Consider the following 15496-nt stretch of genomic DNA (forward strand, 5'->3'; position numbering starts at 1 on the left):
CATTGTCGCATGCCGCAATTTCTACGTCATTGATCAGGGTCAATAAAAAAGGCCGGGCATAATACCCGGCCTGTGATCATCCTGTTGCAACGGTTACGCGCGGCGACGACGGCCACCGCCACGGCGTCCGCCAGCAGCGCCAGCGGCGCCGGCCTCCTCGGGCGCTTTGTTGAACTTGATCCACTCACCACCATGCGGGTCATTGTTGGTCAGCAGGTTGGCGGCGCGGATGGCCTCCATCTCTTTGCCAGGGCGCGGCTTTGTCGAGCCCAAGCCGAACATTTGAACGAATGTCTCATCGTCCATACCCTCGGGCAGAATGATGCCTGCAGCGGCGACGGCTTCTTTCTTTTCAGCAATCTTTTTCTGCGTCACCGGCAGAGCCACCGGGTTCATGATCGCCGAAGTCATACCAGCACCCATCGCCATCGGCAGGAAGGCATTGTTGATGCCGTGACGGTTCGGTAGACCGAACGAGATATTGGACGCACCGCATGTGGTGTTTACGCCCAGTTCCTCACGCAGACGGCGGACCAGGGCAAACACTTGCTGACCAGCCGTTGCCATCGCGCCAATCGGCATGACCAGTGGGTCAACAACGATGTCATGGGCGGGAATGCCATAGTCGGCAGCACGTTCAACGATCGTTTTCGCAACCGTAAAACGGACATCCGGGTCTTCGGAAATCCCGGTATCGTCGTTTGAAATTGCAACAACCGGTACGTTGTATTTTTTTACGAGCGGCAGAACCAGTTCCAGACGTTCTTCTTCGCCCGTAACCGAGTTCAGCAGGGGACGGCCCTCAGCCGCTTCCAAACCGGATTCCAAAGCACCAGGTACGGACGAGTCGATACAGAGCGGTACCTCAACCAAGCCTTGAACCAGCTCAACAATTTTGCGCATTAACGGCGGTTCGGTTTCGTTCGGGTTGGGGTTCGAGTTATAGACAACGCCTGCATTGATATCCAGAACCGTCGCACCCGCCATCACCTGCGCCAGTGCGTCCTTTTCAACCGTTGAGAAATCACCCGCCTCAAGCTCGGCCGCCAGTTTTTTTCGGCCGGTCGGGTTGATCCGCTCACCAATGACACAGAACGGCTCGTCAAAGCCCAGAACCGCGGTTTTTGTTTTTGATTCTACGACTGTACGAGTCATATCCGTTCCTTAAGAGTTAGCTGGCTTTGCCGAAGCGCCGCCATTGTCGATTGCCCAATTGGCGTTGGTCTTGATGCCACCAAGCGGGAAGAAATGCACATTGGTGATGTTAAAGTCCGGGTTGGCCGCCTTGTGCTCTGCCAGTTGGGTCAACACATCGGTCGGCTCGTAGGGCAGCAGCAGTTTGGATACATCCATCGCGCGCTTTTGCAGAACCTTCAGGGACGGGCCTACGCCACACGCAATCGCGAATTTGATCAGTGTTTGCAGCTTGGCCGGACCCGCGATTCCGATATGGATCGGCAGGTCTATACCTGCCTTTTTCAGGCCGTCTGCCCAGGCGATGATCGGTTTGGCGTCGAATGCGAACTGCGTAGCCAGCGCCATCTCGGCATCCGTGGTTTCGCTGAATTTCTGCTTCCACCGCAGCGCATCTTCGACGTTTCTGGTCGAGCCGTCCGGGTCGATATCCTTGTTGCCCTCGGGGTGGCCCGCCACGTGCAGACGCTTGAAGCCCGCCTTGTCGAACAGCCCACTTTCCAGCAATTGCATCGAGCTATCGAATGCACCGTGCGGTTTTTCTACGCCACCGGCCAGCAAAAGCGCCTGATCAACACCAGCCTCGCCCTGATACATGGAGATCCAGTTTTCCAGCGTTGCCGCGTCTTTGATGATGCGCGCGGGAAAATGCGGCATGACCGGATAGCCCTCATCCGCAATCCGTTTGGCCGTTTTGACCATGTCCTTGATCGGCGTGCCCTCGATGTGGGCTATGTAGACGCGCGTGCCTTCGGGCAGCAGTGCGCGAAAATCTTCGACCTTCTCGGCGGTGCGTGGCATCACCTCGATCGAATATCCTTTCAAAAAGGCTTCGACGGTCGGGTTTACCGGGGCCTTTTCAGCCGCATCACGTTTCTTGAAGTTCAGCAAAGCCATTGCGGCCTCCCATAAAGATCTGGGGCTCATGCCCAACCGTCATTGGCGATCAGTGCCTTGACACGGTCCTGATCGTATTCTGTTTCCAGACGCAGGGCTTGCGCCTCGGCAATCTCGGACGGGTCGCCCTCAACTGCAAAGGGTTCGGCTTTGCGCCACTCGGCCAGATAGGCATCACTGTCCTTGGCGTTCACCTTCATGGCAGCACGGTCGATGGCTTGTTCGAACCGTTCCTCCAACTGCCGCTTTGCACCGCGACGACCTTTGCCGACGATGACTTGGGCCGGGATATCGCGCCAGTATACGATGGTGACGTCAGGCATTGCCTTTGATTCCTCCTAACCAGATGTGACGGTTCTAAACACCAATATGGGCCAAGGTCGGTCGGTTTTCGACACACGGCGTATTTCAAACGACCTTTTGCCTTGGATGCGTTCTGCGCTTTCTATCGAAAACACAAACAAATGCGCACCTCAAAATACTCATCACCTTAATGAGCGTCTTGCAGGTTGGATTGGGCCGACATATGGTCGGGGTAACTCGAAAATCGGAGGGCGTGGAAGATGGCGCCCAAGCGTCCCAAAGGTGCGGGCGCGTTCCCGAAGGCGGTCGAAAGCCCCGCGCCGGCAAGGCCCGATCCAGACGCGTTGTACGCGGCACTGGACTTGGGAACAAATAGTTGCCGCATGTTAATAGCCCAGCCCAAGGGCAGCGGGTTTCATGTGGTGGATAGCTTTTCCAAGTCCGTGCAGTTGGGCGCGGGTTTGGAACGGACCGGACGGTTGTCTCGGTCCTCGATGGCGCGCACTATTCAGGCGCTTCGCATCTGTCAGCAAAAACTGAAACGCAACAAGGTCAAACGCATGCGCCTTGTCGCGACCGAGGCGTGTCGGCGTGCAAAAAACTCACGCGATTTCATTCGTCAGGTAAAACGCGAAACCGGCCTGACACTTGAAATCATCCAGCCCGAGGAAGAGGCACGTCTGGCCGTCATCTCGTGCGCGCCGCTGGTGTCGACCAAGACCGAGCAGTTGTTGGTCGTGGATATCGGCGGCGGTTCGACCGAGTTGGTGTGGATTGATATCTCGTCTGTTCCGCGCCGCGATCGTCCTGCTGCGATCATGCGTTTGCACAATGGGTTTCACACGGTCGAAAGCCCGTTTCCCGCAGCCAAGGTCGTAGATTGGATTAGCGTGCCGCTTGGAGTCGCGACGTTGAGAGATCAGTTCAACGACGTCGAAGACGACTCAGCCCGCTTTGCCCTTATGAGCTGGTTTTTCGAAGAAAACCTGGCCGACTTTGCGCCCTACAAGGACGAGCAGGCCCGGGAACGGTTTCAGATTGTGGGAACCAGTGGGACGGTGACGACCGTGGCTGCCTCTCATCTTGGGTTAAAGCGCTATGACCGGACCAAGGTTGACGGTCTGCGGATGACCAGCGATCAGATTGACAAAGTCATACGGGGATACTTAGAACTCGGCCCACTTGGGCGACGACGCGATCCGCGTATCGGTGATGACCGGCAAGCCCTGATCATGTCCGGCTCGGCCATTCTGCAGGCATTGCTGCGTTGTTGGCCCACCGACCGCCTTTCCGTGGCGGACCGTGGGCTGCGCGAAGGTTTGCTTTATGCACAGATGAGCGCGGACGGTGTATTGGAAGACGGACCGTTTTGATGGCGAAAAAACCGACTGGCAAGAATACCTCGGGCCGCGGACAACGCGACCTGAAGGTCAAGGTAAAGACAGCGCGCGGGCGAAAGCTCAGCTCGACCCGCTGGCTTGAGCGGCAGTTGAACGACCCATACGTCAAACGCGCGCAGGCCGAGGGCTATCGCGGGCGCGCGGCATATAAGATTCTTGAGTTGGACGATAAGTTTCGCTTTCTCGTCCCCGGTGCGCGTGTTGTCGACCTTGGCTGTGCGCCCGGCGGCTGGTGTCAGGTCGCTGTAAAACGTGTGAACGCGCTGGGCGAACGGTCCGGTAAACGCGTCGGCACTGTTTTGGGTGTCGATCTGCAAGAGGTTGAACCCGTGGCTGGCGCGGAAACTCATGTGCTGGACTTTATGGAGGACGACGCCGACCAAAAGGTCAAAGACTGGCTGGGTGGCAAGGCGGATGTTGTCATGTCCGACATGGCGGCAGCCTCGTCAGGGCACAAGCAAACCGACCATCTGCGGATCATGGCCTTGTGTGAAACAGCGGCCTACTTCGCCTTTGATGTGTTAGAGGAAGGCGGCACCTTTGTTGCCAAGGTTCTGGCCGGCGGTGCCGAGGGCGATTTGCAGAAACTGCTCAAGCAGAAGTTCGAAAAGGTTGCGAATGTAAAACCACCCGCGTCCCGATCCAACAGCTCTGAAAAATTTGTGGTCGCGACTGGCTTTCGCGGTTGAGCTAGTCGTCAATCCAACGCCGATAACCGGTCAGGAATTGCTCGCGCAGCGAATCCGCCGCAGTACGTTGCAGCAGCAGCGCCTCACCGTGGTTTATGTAGTTTGGTTTCCTGGCCTGCAAATCTGCGATGCGCTGATTAAGCTTTGATGGGTTCTGCAGTTGCGATGTATGGACCGGTTTCTCAGACATACGTCACCTCGGGGCCTGATAGGGTTTCTAACTTGCCCCCTCGTTAACCCAGAAATTTGCCGGGAACGTGGCGCAATCCGGGCCGCGACATGCAGATTTAAGGAAAAAGCTGCGCCTTGAGCTGCAAAAGGTTCGGGTCTTGCGGAAGAATTTCCAAGCCTTCATTCAGTACGTCGCGTGCGGCTCCGGCACCGCGATTGATCTGTGCCAACTGTACCAACATTGGCCATGCTTCAGCGCGTTGCGGATCTAGGGCGACGACTTCGCGAAAGGCGCGTTCGGCGGCCGGGGCATTGCGGAACGTCAACGCCATCCCCGCTAAAACAAGATGGGTTTCAGGAAAATCCAGACGATTGCCAATTGCTCCTTGCCATTCTGCCATGCTCTGCGCCACCCGCGTCTGCTGTTCTGGCTCCAAGGACTGAGCCGGAATGTTCAGAAACTCCTTGGCCGCCGAAATTCGAACATTCAGCGTCGGGTCAGAGAGCAAAGGTTCAAGCCTTTGGATTTGATCCCGCAACACTGCAGGACGTTGTAGCGGCGCGGCGTTGGCGCGTACCAATGGGTCAGGGTCCAGTAGCAAGGGCGCGGTTTTTTCAGCGACCTCAGCCGATGCAAACGGCTGCAACAAGTAAGCCGCCGTCGCGCGCACAATGCCTGCAGCATCAGCGTTGGTCGCTATTTCCAGCAATGCGTCCGGTCCATCCGCCCGACCAGTTGAGGCCGCGTGAAACGCCGTTCCAAAATGCGGTGTTCTATGCGCCGAGTCGGGGAACCATGCCGCGATTTGTTGCGCGGCCCAAGCCTGATCTTCGCCTTCGTGACAATCCGTACAGGCGTCCTCACCCAACCCTAGATCAGGGCGCGGGATACGAAAGCTGTGATCGCGCCGCCCATCAACGCCCATATAGACGCGCTCAATCATGTGGCAGGTTTTGCACTGCGCCCCTTCGCTGTCTTCCGGATGGTGATGGTGCAGCGGCGTATCATACTCCTTACCCGTCAGGGTCGGAAAGTCGGGATTGCCTGCGGGGGAATGGCATTGCGTGCAAACGCCATTCCCCTCGGCCTTGAGCGTTGCACCGTGCGAATCATGGCAGTTCATACAACCGACACCCTGCGCATACATCTTGGATTGCAGGAACGAGCCGTAAACATAGACCTCATCCAAAATCTGCCCATCGGGATGATAAAGACCGGGGCGCAGCACTGCCAGATTATAGGCGTCATGGTAGGGTGTCCCGGGAAGTGGATTGCCATCGCCATGCGCCTCGCGCCGGGAATGGCAACCGGCGCATTGCTGGATTTCGGCCTCGGTCCGGCCCCTGCCCCAGCTCGCGGTGAAGCCATACTCGCTCAGATCATCAGAAATGGGTTGATCCTGTGTCCAACCGATATGAGCAGACCCGGGGCCGTGGCAGGCCTCGCACCCGACCCCGATCTCGGATTGAACCGAGCCATAGCTGCGCGTCTCTACGTCATAGTTTTTTTCGAACCCTGTGGCATGGCATTCTGCACACCGCGCGTTCCAGTTCTTGTATGGACCGGTCCAATGCAACCCGTCATCCGGCGGAAGGTCCTGATCGGGATAAAGGTGAAACCAACGTTGGTTTTCGGTGTCCCATACGACATCGAAACTCTGCAATCGGCCGGGTTCGGTTTCGAACAGATATTGCTGCAACGGCTCAATACCAACCACCGAGTGTACATCGTAGGGCGTGGTTACACCGTCCTTTTCGGTAACACGCGCTTGCAGCGCGTCCTCCGCCGCGCTGAAGTCTACCGACATACCGTCGAGCTCAAACCGAGTGCCGTCAAAGTCAGCAACTACATGGCCATCTTCGACCTGTGTCCAAGCGAGGGCGTGATGGGATGTGGCCCATGCCTCGGCCTCAGCCCTATGGCACTCGACACACTGGTCCGAGCCGACATAGTCAGGCGTTTGAGCGACGGTCAGAACCGGTGCCAGTGACGCGAGGACAACCGCAACCGCCCTCACGCGGTGTACCCCTCTGGATCATTCTGCATATCCATCAAAGCGCCGTTATACTCAGCCCCCAGAATCAGAATCGCTGCGCAAAGATACAAGAAAATCAGCGCCGCCATCGCCCCGGCCAAGCCTGCGTAGGTTGCGCTATATGACGCAAACTGCGCGATATAGACGGAAAATCCCCATCCACCTGCAGCCCACAGCGCCAGCGTCAATACAACTCCCGGCAGGATTTGACGAAGTTTGTGACGACCAGTCGGCAGGATCAAATGTGCAACAAGCACCACACCTATTGGTACACCAACGGTGAAGGTCCAGCGCAGACGATCCACGGACAGCCATTCCGAGACATTGACATCCGTCTTCTCTGACACAAGCTGCGTATAGACGGGCACGACAACCTCAACTGCTGCAACCATCATGATGGTGATGCCGCCAGCAACCACCAGGCCCAGACAGAGCAAACGCGTTTTCCAAAAGGGCCAACTGTCTTTGTCGTGATACGCTTGGTTAATCGCCATCCGGACAGCAACCACACCGTTCGAGGCGAAGAATACCGCCAGCAAACCACCCAACGTGATCACGCCAGAGCCGGATTCTTCCAGAACCGCGCGCAGTTCGGCCACGATTGGCTCGGCCACATCACTGGGCCACGCACCAAAAATCAGCTCGATCAGGTCGTTCGTGATATAGTCTTGCGACAAAGACCCGGCCAACGCCACGGTGAACAACGCAAAGGGAAACAGCGCCAACATCATCGACATGGCGACATGGCTGCTCATGACAAAACCGCTCTTGGCATCGAAACGGGCAAAGGCCAACCAAAGCGCCTGAATCGGGCGGCTAACATAGGGAATCACACGCGCGCTCATATTCAAAGCCTAGCGCGTCAGCCGCACTCAAAGAACAGGCAATCCCATATGTTACATAATTATTCGAATACAAATCTTTAGTCGCATTGCCTAATCTGTCGTTGCCGTGCAGGATCAGCCTTTCATATGCGCGTTTTTCCTAAATCGGGCCAAGCTATGACACCGGACGAAGACAGCACCTCAGCGCCGACCGCGCTCAAACTCTCCGTCGTGCGGGACGTGACGATTGTGGCGACGCTCGTCGTGCTGGGGCTATACGCTGGCGCCGCATTTTTGATCCCGTTGACCATGGCGCTGCTGGTGAATGTTCTGATCATTGCGCTCAGCGACCGGATCAATGCATTGACACCGATGCCAGTCTGGCTGGCCAATGTCGCGGGCGTCACAGTCGTTTTGGCCGGGCTGTTCGTCATCATGTATATTCTGGGCAGCCAGGCAACACAGTTCGCCCGGACCATCAGTACCTACGAAAACCAATTCGACGAAACGGTCAGCCGCGTTACCGGCTTTGTCGGCAATGACGTGACCACATTCATCCGCGACAACTTGATTAACATCGATATGTCTTACATCGCGCGTGTCTTGTTGGGTAGCGCCACGTCACTGTTGAACCAGTTCTTCCTCATCAGCCTTTATGTCGCCTTCCTAATGGCCGAGCGACTGGCCTTTCGCAAAAAACTACGGCTGGCCGCAGGCGACCCGAAGACCGGAGCCGATTTTGCCGCCATCCTGGATGCAATCACGCTCAGCCTGCAACGATATGTCGGGGTAAAAACCCTGATCAGCCTGATCACGGCTGGCATCAGCTATTCGGTCTTCAGGCTGCTGGGCCTTGAGTTTTCCGAAACCTGGGCGGTTCTGACGTTTGCGTTGAACTTCATTCCATCCATTGGCTCAATCATCGCGGTGGTTTTTCCGTCTCTGATCGCTCTGGTTCAGTTCGAAAGTATCGTGCCGTTTCTGGTGATCGTACTCGGCTGTGGCACCATTCAATTTGTGATCGGTAATTTTCTGGACCCTGCCCTGTTGGGTCGTTCGCTGAACATGTCGACCTTCCTGGTCATCTTGGCGCTTATGTTCTGGACCACGATCTGGGGGCTGATCGGAGCATTCCTGAGCGTACCGCTGACCGTTTGTATCCTGATCGTGTTCAGCCACATTCCAGCGCTCCGCCCACTTGCAATCATGATGTCTCTTGATGGAAGGCTGGGCGATGAAACCCGCCCCGAATCTGCTGGCTAGATAATGCGCGCGCCCCTATTCATCGGATCAGAGATTTACCGCAAATCGACCTATGGATCGAAGCACCCCTTGGCGATCCCACGCGTGTCGACCGTTATTGACCTGTGCAGGGCGCAGGGATGGTTAACGCCTTTGAACTATCGTGTCAGTCCTTGCGCAAAGCCCTCTGCGCTCATGGCATTTCACACGCCAGACTATATCGCCGCCTTGCAACAGGCCGAGAGAGATCAGGCAGTGTCGGACGAAACGCGGCAGAAATACGCGCTGGGCACCCTGTCGAATCCTGTTTTTCCTGAAATGTACCGGCGCCCCGCGACCGCTGCAGGCGGCTCGATGCTAGGTGCCGAACTGATCCGCGACAAAGGCATCGTCTACAACCCGGCAGGCGGTACACATCATGGCCTTGCTAACCGGGCAAATGGGTTTTGTTATCTGAATGACCCGGTGTTGGCGATCCTGACCCTGCTAAATGCCGGGCTCGATCGCATCGTCTACATCGATATCGACGCGCATCATTGTGACGGGGTCGAAGCCGCCTTCAAAGGTTCAACAAAGGTCCGCATGATTTCGCTTCACGAGGCGCGCCGATGGCCATTCAGCGGCACTCTGGACAACGATGCGGGCGGGGCTGCCTTCAATCTGCCAGTCGCGCGCAATCTGAATGACGATGAGTTCTATGCCATACTCGACCAGTTGATCCTGCCCGCCACCGTGTCGTTCAACCCTCAGGCCATCGTTCTGCAATGCGGTGCTGATGCCGTGGCAGAAGACCCGCTGTCGCGTTTGACCTTGTCAAACAACGCCCATTGGCATGCTGTCACCCAAATACGTGATGTGGCACCCCGGTTGCTTGTCCTGGGCGGTGGCGGTTATAATCCATGGTCTGTCGCGCGGCTTTGGGTCGGCGTGTGGGCAACATTGAACAGGATCGACATTCCGGGCGTTCTGGACCCCAGTGCTCAAGCCGTTCTGAGTGCCCTGAAATGGAACCGCGTGGCTGGCAAACAACCACACCGACACTGGTTCGAAACGTTGCGCGATGCACCAAACCACGGGGAAATACGCGCGGAGGTGCGGAGCGATCTAAAATTTCTGGCCGATCGGATTTGACAGTGGGGTGGTAAGAGCCGCAAGCACTTCCACCGCCGTAACTTCGCCGACTAGGTCTGACAACTCGCAATTAGCGCTTGCTTGTCTAACAAACGCAACCGCCCATAGCCAAGTTCGATCAGACCCAAATCCGCAAGGCGGTGCAAGCTGCGGTGCAAAGTGGGTTGCGACACGGCAATCATCCCGGCCAGCTCTTCCTGGCTCACTATGATCCAGCCACCCTGTTTGCTTGTTCCTTCATCAAGATGCAGCAGCCGCAACACAAGCCTTTTTTCACTGCCGGTGACGGCCAGATTTGCCATTATTCGCAGCGCTGTCTGCATGTTTTCCTGAGTGAGCGCATAGAATTCTCGAACATAGTGCGGATTGGCTTTGACAATTTTCGCCACCCGCGAGTTGGGAAAAAACAGGGTGTCTGTTTCCTGAGTTGTTACGATACTGACAAGGCGTGGGGCGTCGGCGAACAAGGCCAGGTCACCGATCCAGAACCCCGCCCCTTCGCGGTGCAACACAAACTCCTGCCCGTCATCAGCCGGGGCGGTGATCTGAACGCCACCGTTGAGAACAGCAAATATACCGTTTGCGGGATCACCGTAATGGTAGAGCGTTTCCCAAGCGTCGAAGGTCTTTGGGATCCCGCATTCCAGCAAGTCCCGCTGAAAACGTTCAGAGCGTCGGCTGAACCAACGACCCTCTTGAAAAAGCTTTTGGTTATACCCTTTGTCCAACATTACTATACTTCAATATCATCATATGATTGGTTTTCAATCTTCCTGATATCCTAAGCTAATGGTGTTCGATTCCCGGCAAGTTGAAATATCACCGGACGGATTTCGATTTTTAGGAAGCTTTTGGGCTGACTTTGCCAGCCATCAAGCAAATCATTGTTCCGGGCTCATCAAACCCATTCCAGAACAGGAGCACATCATGTCACCACCACGTTCGCTTGCAGACATCTGGCACACAAATCTACGCCGCATTGCTGTGGCTACAATTGCCGTCACGTTAGCAGTTCCCGCCTGGGCGCAGGAACAGAAACCCAACATCCTGGTTATCTGGGGCGATGACATCGGCCAGTCTAATATCTCAGCCTACACCTTTGGCATGATGGGCTACCGCACGCCCAACATTGACCGGATCGCCGCCGAGGGCATGATGTTCACCGACTACTATGGCGAACAGTCCTGCACCGCCGGGCGGTCGTCCTTCATCATGGGTCAGTCGGTGTTCCGCACAGGCCTTTCGAAGGTGGGCCTGCCCGGTGCGGAAGAAGGCATGCAGGTCGAGGATCCGACCATCGCGGGCCTCCTGAAAGCTGAAGGTTATGCAACCGGGCAGTTCGGCAAAAACCACCTTGGCGACCGGGACGAGCATTTGCCCACGAACCACGGCTTTGATGAGTTCTTCGGCAACCTCTATCACCTCAACGCCGAGGAAGAGCCCGAGAACGAGGACTATCCTCGTGATCTGGTGCTGCCGGACGGCACAACCTTTCTTGAGCGCTTCGGGCCCCGAGGTGTGATCCGGTCCTCGGCCAGCTACTCCGAAACAGAAATCACGCAGGACATCGAAGACACCGGGGCGCTGACCATTGAACGGCAGGAGGTTGTCGATGATGAAACCTCCGAGGCCGCGATCGCCTTCATCCGAGAGCACACCGAAGCGGGCACGCCGTGGTTCGTCTGGTGGTCTGGCACGCGGATGCACTTCCGTACCCACGTCAAGGAGGAAATGCGCGAGACCGCGAACGAGCTCTACAACGGTGAGAATGCGGATAAGTACACCGCCGGCATGATCGAGCATGACATGCACATCGGTGATTTCCTCGACGTGCTGGACGAGCTTGGCATCGCCGACAACACCATCGTGTTTTATTCGACAGACAACGGTGTCCACATGAACACCTGGCCCGATGCTGGCATGACGCCTTTCTGGGGCGAGAAGAACACCCAGTGGGAAGGCGCGTGGCGCGTACCGGCGATGGTACGCTGGCCCGGACAGATCGAAGCGGGTCAGATTTCGAACGAGATCGTTCACCACATGGACTGGATGCCGACCTTCCTCGCTGCCGCTGGCAACGAGACGATCAAGGAAGATCTGCTGGAAGGCGTCACTGTTGATGAGATGGCGGGACGCGAATACCGCGTGCATCTCGACGGCTACAACATCCTGCCGATGCTGACCGGTGAGACGGACGAAAGCGGGCGCAACGAGATCTTCTACTTTACCGATGACGGGGACCTCGCGGCGCTGCGGTATCGCAACTGGAAGATCACCTTCCTTGAGCAAAAGGAGTGGTCAACCTTCCGCGCCTGGATGGAGCCGTTGACACCGCTGCGCGTGCCGCTGATCACGCATCTGCGGCGTGATCCCTATGAACGGGGATACCGCACGTCGAACACTTATTACGACTGGATGATCGACCGCGCCTTCATGCTGGTTCCCGCGCAGCAGTACGTCGCACAGTTCCTTGCCACCTTTGCGGAGTATCCGCCGCGGCAGGAAGCGGCGAGCTTCAGCCTCGACAAGGTGATGGAAAAACTTACCTCACCAACCAGCAACTAACAACTTTTGAGAACAAAGGGCCGCCCGTCAAAAGGCGGCCCTTTCTAGATTGATAAAAGGATTTCCTCATGAAAACCGCCCTTCTCGCCACTGCCGTTTTCATGGCTCCGTTCTCTGTACTGGCCGACCCGTTGCCTAGCTGGACTGAATCGGACACGAAGACCCGCATTATCGAGTTCGTAAACGCGGTCACTGATCCGGACAGTCCCGACTATGTGACACCGGCAGACCGTATCTCAGTATTCGACAATGACGGGACGCTATGGGCAGAACAACCGGTCTATTTTCAACTGACCTTCGCGATGGACCGTTTGGCCGAACTGGCACAGGCTGACCCTTCAATCCTATCCAGCCCAACACTGGAAGCGGCGGCTGAGGGGGACTTGCAGGCCATCGTCGACGGTGGACATGACGCGCTGATCGAGGTTGTCAACGCCTCTCACGCCGGTGTCAGTGTCGAGCAGTTTCAGGACACGGTCGCGAACTGGCTCGACACCGCGCGGCATCCCGATACTGGTCTGCCCTATGATCAGATGACGTACCAGCCAATGGTCGAGTTGCTGCGCTATCTCAGAGACGAAGGGTTTCGCACCTATATCGTGTCAGGCGGCGGGCTGCATTTCATGAGGGTATTCGCCGAGGAAGCCTATGGCATACCCCCTGAGCAGATACTTGGCACTTATACGGACACCACATATGAAACCGGTGACGGAGCCCCCGCAATTATCAAGGCACCAGGCATTGCGTTCATCGACGACAAGGAAGGTAAGCCGATCAATATCGAGCGTACAATCGGGCGACGCCCAATACTGGCTGGCGGAAATTCCGATGGCGATTTTGCCATGCTTGAATGGACAACAGCGGGCTCAGGGCCGCGTCTGGGCATTCTGGTTCATCACACAGATGCCCAGCGTGAATGGGCCTATGACCGCGAAAGCCCGATCGGAAAACTTGTCGACGGGTTGGACAAAGGCCCTGAAATGGGCTGGGTCATAGTTGATATGGCGCAAGACTGGGATCGCATCTACACTGGGGGCGATTAAGACACTCAGAGACTGATAACCCCATGTGGACATTGCTTGTTTCCGCAGCCGTCTTCTTCCTGTACCTGACGGCTGCGGTCTTTGCGATCCGGGCGGCTCAGACAGCGCGCACGCCTCAGGGTGCGGTTGGCTGGGTGGTGTTCCTGATCTCGGCGCCGTTCTTTGCCGTACCTCTTTACCTGTTTCTCGGGCATCACAGATTCCGGGGATATCGGATCGCACGTAAGCAAAGCGAACGAGTGGTCGAAGGTATCAAAAGCTTCGCGGATTTCTCACAGCCTGATCTTTCGACGATGTCCATCAACCCCCGCCCGTTCGAGGCGCTGGCGCATTTACCCGTATCCCGTGGCAACGGGGCTGAGCTGCTGATCGACGGACAGGCCACGTTTGACGCCATCTTCGATGCCATCGACGCCGCAAAAAGCTATATCCTGATCCAGTTCTATATTGTCCGCGACGATGCGCTTGGCAAAAAGCTTCAGTCCAAGCTGATCGCGGCCGCAAAGCGCAAAGTCTCTGTTCGATTCATGACCGATGCGGTGGGCAGCTATGGCTTGCCAACAGCCTATCTGGACACTTTGCGCGCAGCCGGGGTCGAGGTAGCCAACCCGCGCGACCGGCGTGGCCCGCAGCATCGGTTTCAACTCAACTACCGCAATCACCGCAAAACCGTGATCATAGATGGCGAAATCGGGTTTATCGGAGGCCACAATGTCGGCGTCGAATATCTGGGTCAGAACAGCCATTTCGGTCATTGGCGCGATACACACCTGAAAATGACCGGCCACATCGTCAGGCAATTGCAGTTGATTTTTGTCGAAGACTGGCACTGGGCCCACCAAGAGGATCTGATCGACCTGCTGGATTGGGCTGGGGATGAATCCGAGCAGGACATGAATGCCCTGTTGGTTGCAACAGGTCCCGGGGACGAGACGGAAACCGGCGCGATGATGTTTTTCTCGGCCATCACTGCGGCCAAAAACCGAATTTGGATCGCGTCGCCTTATTTCGTGCCCGATATCGACGTCATGACAGCCTTGCAACATGCCGCACTGCGGGGTGTCGACGTGCGCATTCTGGTCCCGGATGTAATTGACCATCGCCTGCCCTGGCTGGCCGCATATGCCTATTTCGACGAAATCCGCGAATGCGGAGCGCGGGTGTTTCGATACACAGATGGCTTTTTGCATCAAAAGGTTTTCGTCGTCGATGATACCTTGGCTGCGGTGGGCACAACCAATTTGGACAACCGCTCATTCCGGTTGAATTTCGAAGCCATGGCATTGTTTTTCGACAAGCGTGCGGCTGATGCCGTGGACAAAATGCTGCGCGCAGATTTCGAGAAAAGTTATGAACTGACGCGAAACCTGCCCGAGCAACCCGCATACATCCGGTTCGGCTCGCCACTGGCGCGGCTGTTTGCGCCGATCCTTTAAGAGATCAACTCTTCCTTGAATACCTGGGTAAACAGCGCAACCATGAACGCAGTAGACAGCCCAAAGGCCAAAAGCCCGGTGACCGATGCGAATGCCCCAAAAATACGAAGATCTTCGCCCAGCACGACGTCACCGTAGCCCAGCGTCGTGAACGTCACCAACGAGAAATACAGGGCGGTATTCCAATCCGGCAGAACGTCTCTGAGAACCCATACAATGGCCCAGAGCCAGACCTGAAACGTATGGATCGCTACGATGAAGCCCAAGGCCATACTGATCGGCCCAGCGATGGTAAGGAACCGCTTGCTGTTTTCCAATCGAATGGACATTTGACGGACCACTTGGGTGCACCATGTCAACAGGGCAATCTCGATCAGAAAGCAGATCCCGAGATAAATACTCCCCCATAAAATCTGCTGCGTTAATGTCATGAAGCTGTACCCCGGTTCCAAAAAGTGCGGTCACAATGGCGATTTGTCCGCAAAAGAACAAGGCTGTGACAAAGCGAAACGTGAACGCCTTGGTGCTGGACTCTGCGCTGCGGCGCTGCACATTGTGGCTTCCA

General features: G+C 56.5%; 15 protein-coding genes. 7 read left to right on the forward strand and 8 right to left on the reverse strand.

Features of this window, described 5'->3' with window-relative positions:
* Positions 1–93: 93 nt before the first annotated feature.
* Genes AC2FIT_RS00065 through AC2FIT_RS00075 form a run of 3 tightly spaced genes read right to left on the reverse strand, consistent with a single transcriptional unit; the run spans position 94 to position 2414 of the window.
* Positions 94–1155 carry a methyltetrahydrofolate cobalamin methyltransferase gene (locus AC2FIT_RS00065; protein ID WP_496825510.1) on the reverse strand — a complete coding sequence of 354 codons (1062 nt, stop codon included), beginning with the start codon at positions 1153–1155 and terminating at the stop codon, positions 94–96.
* A gap of 9 nt (positions 1156–1164) precedes the next feature.
* Complete coding sequence (locus AC2FIT_RS00070; protein ID WP_496826464.1) at positions 1165–2091, reverse strand: methylenetetrahydrofolate reductase; 927 nt, start codon at positions 2089–2091, stop codon at positions 1165–1167.
* Positions 2092–2117: 26 nt separating this feature from the next.
* Entirely contained in the window at positions 2118–2414 is a 297-nt protein-coding gene (locus tag AC2FIT_RS00075; RefSeq protein ID WP_224888995.1) for a virulence factor, read from the reverse strand.
* 240 nt (positions 2415–2654) lie between these two features.
* Between AC2FIT_RS00075 and AC2FIT_RS00080 the strand changes: the two genes are divergently transcribed.
* Positions 2655–3767: a Ppx/GppA phosphatase family protein gene (locus AC2FIT_RS00080; protein ID WP_068331347.1), complete on the forward strand. Its 1113-nt coding sequence runs from the start codon at positions 2655–2657 to the stop codon at positions 3765–3767.
* Positions 3767–4483, forward strand: a complete 717-nt coding sequence (locus AC2FIT_RS00085; protein ID WP_068331350.1) for an RlmE family RNA methyltransferase — start codon at positions 3767–3769, stop codon at positions 4481–4483. Before AC2FIT_RS00080 ends, AC2FIT_RS00085 begins: the two co-directional genes overlap by 1 nt.
* 1 nt (position 4484) lies before the next feature.
* Here the strand turns inward: AC2FIT_RS00085 and AC2FIT_RS00090 are convergent, their stop codons facing one another.
* The 3 genes from AC2FIT_RS00090 to AC2FIT_RS00100 form a co-directional block, all read right to left on the reverse strand.
* Positions 4485–4673 (reverse strand): hypothetical protein, encoded by a 189-nt coding sequence (locus AC2FIT_RS00090; RefSeq protein ID WP_496825512.1) that lies wholly within the window; start codon positions 4671–4673, stop codon positions 4485–4487.
* A gap of 97 nt (positions 4674–4770) precedes the next feature.
* Complete coding sequence (locus tag AC2FIT_RS00095; RefSeq protein ID WP_496825514.1) at positions 4771–6672, reverse strand: cytochrome c3 family protein; 1902 nt, start codon at positions 6670–6672, stop codon at positions 4771–4773.
* Complete coding sequence (locus AC2FIT_RS00100; RefSeq protein ID WP_496825516.1) at positions 6669–7535, reverse strand: YihY/virulence factor BrkB family protein; 867 nt, start codon at positions 7533–7535, stop codon at positions 6669–6671. The genes AC2FIT_RS00095 and AC2FIT_RS00100 overlap by 4 nt, the downstream gene beginning before the upstream one ends.
* 126 nt (positions 7536–7661) lie before the next feature.
* On the opposite strand from AC2FIT_RS00100, the gene AC2FIT_RS00105 reads away from it, so the two are divergent.
* Complete coding sequence (locus tag AC2FIT_RS00105) at positions 7662–8777, forward strand: AI-2E family transporter (protein WP_496825518.1); 1116 nt, start codon at positions 7662–7664, stop codon at positions 8775–8777.
* Between the two features lie 3 nt (positions 8778–8780).
* The gene (locus AC2FIT_RS00110; protein WP_496825520.1) at positions 8781–9887 is read left to right on the forward strand and encodes an acetoin utilization protein AcuC; all 1107 of its coding nucleotides are present in this window, start codon (positions 8781–8783) and stop codon (positions 9885–9887) included.
* A 50-nt stretch (positions 9888–9937) separates the two neighbouring features.
* Here the strand turns inward: AC2FIT_RS00110 and AC2FIT_RS00115 are convergent, their stop codons facing one another.
* A complete protein-coding gene (locus AC2FIT_RS00115; protein WP_496825521.1) occupies positions 9938–10618 on the reverse strand; it encodes a Crp/Fnr family transcriptional regulator in 681 nt (226 codons plus the stop codon).
* A 196-nt stretch (positions 10619–10814) separates the two neighbouring features.
* Between AC2FIT_RS00115 and AC2FIT_RS00120 the strand changes: the two genes are divergently transcribed.
* From AC2FIT_RS00120 to cls, 3 genes are all read left to right on the forward strand, one after another.
* Positions 10815–12452 carry an arylsulfatase gene (locus AC2FIT_RS00120; RefSeq protein WP_496825523.1) on the forward strand — a complete coding sequence of 546 codons (1638 nt, stop codon included), beginning with the start codon at positions 10815–10817 and terminating at the stop codon, positions 12450–12452.
* Positions 12453–12520: 68 nt separating this feature from the next.
* Positions 12521–13495, forward strand: a complete 975-nt coding sequence (locus AC2FIT_RS00125) for an HAD family hydrolase (RefSeq protein WP_496825525.1) — start codon at positions 12521–12523, stop codon at positions 13493–13495.
* A 23-nt stretch (positions 13496–13518) separates the two neighbouring features.
* Entirely contained in the window at positions 13519–14931 is a 1413-nt protein-coding gene (cls, locus tag AC2FIT_RS00130; protein ID WP_496825527.1) for a cardiolipin synthase, read from the forward strand.
* On the opposite strand, the gene AC2FIT_RS00135 is transcribed toward cls, so the two are convergent.
* The gene (locus tag AC2FIT_RS00135) at positions 14928–15362 is read right to left on the reverse strand and encodes an ion channel (RefSeq protein ID WP_068331370.1); all 435 of its coding nucleotides are present in this window, start codon (positions 15360–15362) and stop codon (positions 14928–14930) included. The two genes, cls and AC2FIT_RS00135, sit on opposite strands and share 4 nt — an antisense overlap.
* Between the last annotated feature and the right edge of the window lie 134 nt (positions 15363–15496).

The organism is Ruegeria sp. YTSA135, from assembly GCF_059610165.1.

Excerpts from the sequence above, each read along its gene's own strand:
- AC2FIT_RS00065 (WP_496825510.1), bottom strand. The coding sequence starts at position 1,155 with ATGACTCGTACAGTCGTAGAATCAAAAACAAAAACCGCGGTTCTGGGC.
- AC2FIT_RS00070 (WP_496826464.1), bottom strand. The coding sequence starts at position 2,091 with ATGGCTTTGCTGAACTTCAAGAAACGTGATGCGGCTGAAAAGGCCCCG.
- AC2FIT_RS00075 (WP_224888995.1), bottom strand. The coding sequence starts at position 2,414 with ATGCCTGACGTCACCATCGTATACTGGCGCGATATCCCGGCCCAAGTC.
- AC2FIT_RS00080 (WP_068331347.1), top strand. The coding sequence starts at position 2,655 with ATGGCGCCCAAGCGTCCCAAAGGTGCGGGCGCGTTCCCGAAGGCGGTC.
- AC2FIT_RS00085 (WP_068331350.1), top strand. The coding sequence starts at position 3,767 with ATGGCGAAAAAACCGACTGGCAAGAATACCTCGGGCCGCGGACAACGC.
- AC2FIT_RS00090 (WP_496825512.1), bottom strand. The coding sequence starts at position 4,673 with ATGTCTGAGAAACCGGTCCATACATCGCAACTGCAGAACCCATCAAAG.
- AC2FIT_RS00100 (WP_496825516.1), bottom strand. The coding sequence starts at position 7,535 with ATGAGCGCGCGTGTGATTCCCTATGTTAGCCGCCCGATTCAGGCGCTT.
- AC2FIT_RS00105 (WP_496825518.1), top strand. The coding sequence starts at position 7,662 with ATGCGCGTTTTTCCTAAATCGGGCCAAGCTATGACACCGGACGAAGAC.
- AC2FIT_RS00110 (WP_496825520.1), top strand. The coding sequence starts at position 8,781 with ATGCGCGCGCCCCTATTCATCGGATCAGAGATTTACCGCAAATCGACC.
- AC2FIT_RS00115 (WP_496825521.1), bottom strand. The coding sequence starts at position 10,618 with ATGTTGGACAAAGGGTATAACCAAAAGCTTTTTCAAGAGGGTCGTTGG.
- AC2FIT_RS00120 (WP_496825523.1), top strand. The coding sequence starts at position 10,815 with ATGTCACCACCACGTTCGCTTGCAGACATCTGGCACACAAATCTACGC.
- AC2FIT_RS00125 (WP_496825525.1), top strand. The coding sequence starts at position 12,521 with ATGAAAACCGCCCTTCTCGCCACTGCCGTTTTCATGGCTCCGTTCTCT.
- cls (WP_496825527.1), top strand. The coding sequence starts at position 13,519 with ATGTGGACATTGCTTGTTTCCGCAGCCGTCTTCTTCCTGTACCTGACG.
- AC2FIT_RS00135 (WP_068331370.1), bottom strand. The coding sequence starts at position 15,362 with ATGACATTAACGCAGCAGATTTTATGGGGGAGTATTTATCTCGGGATC.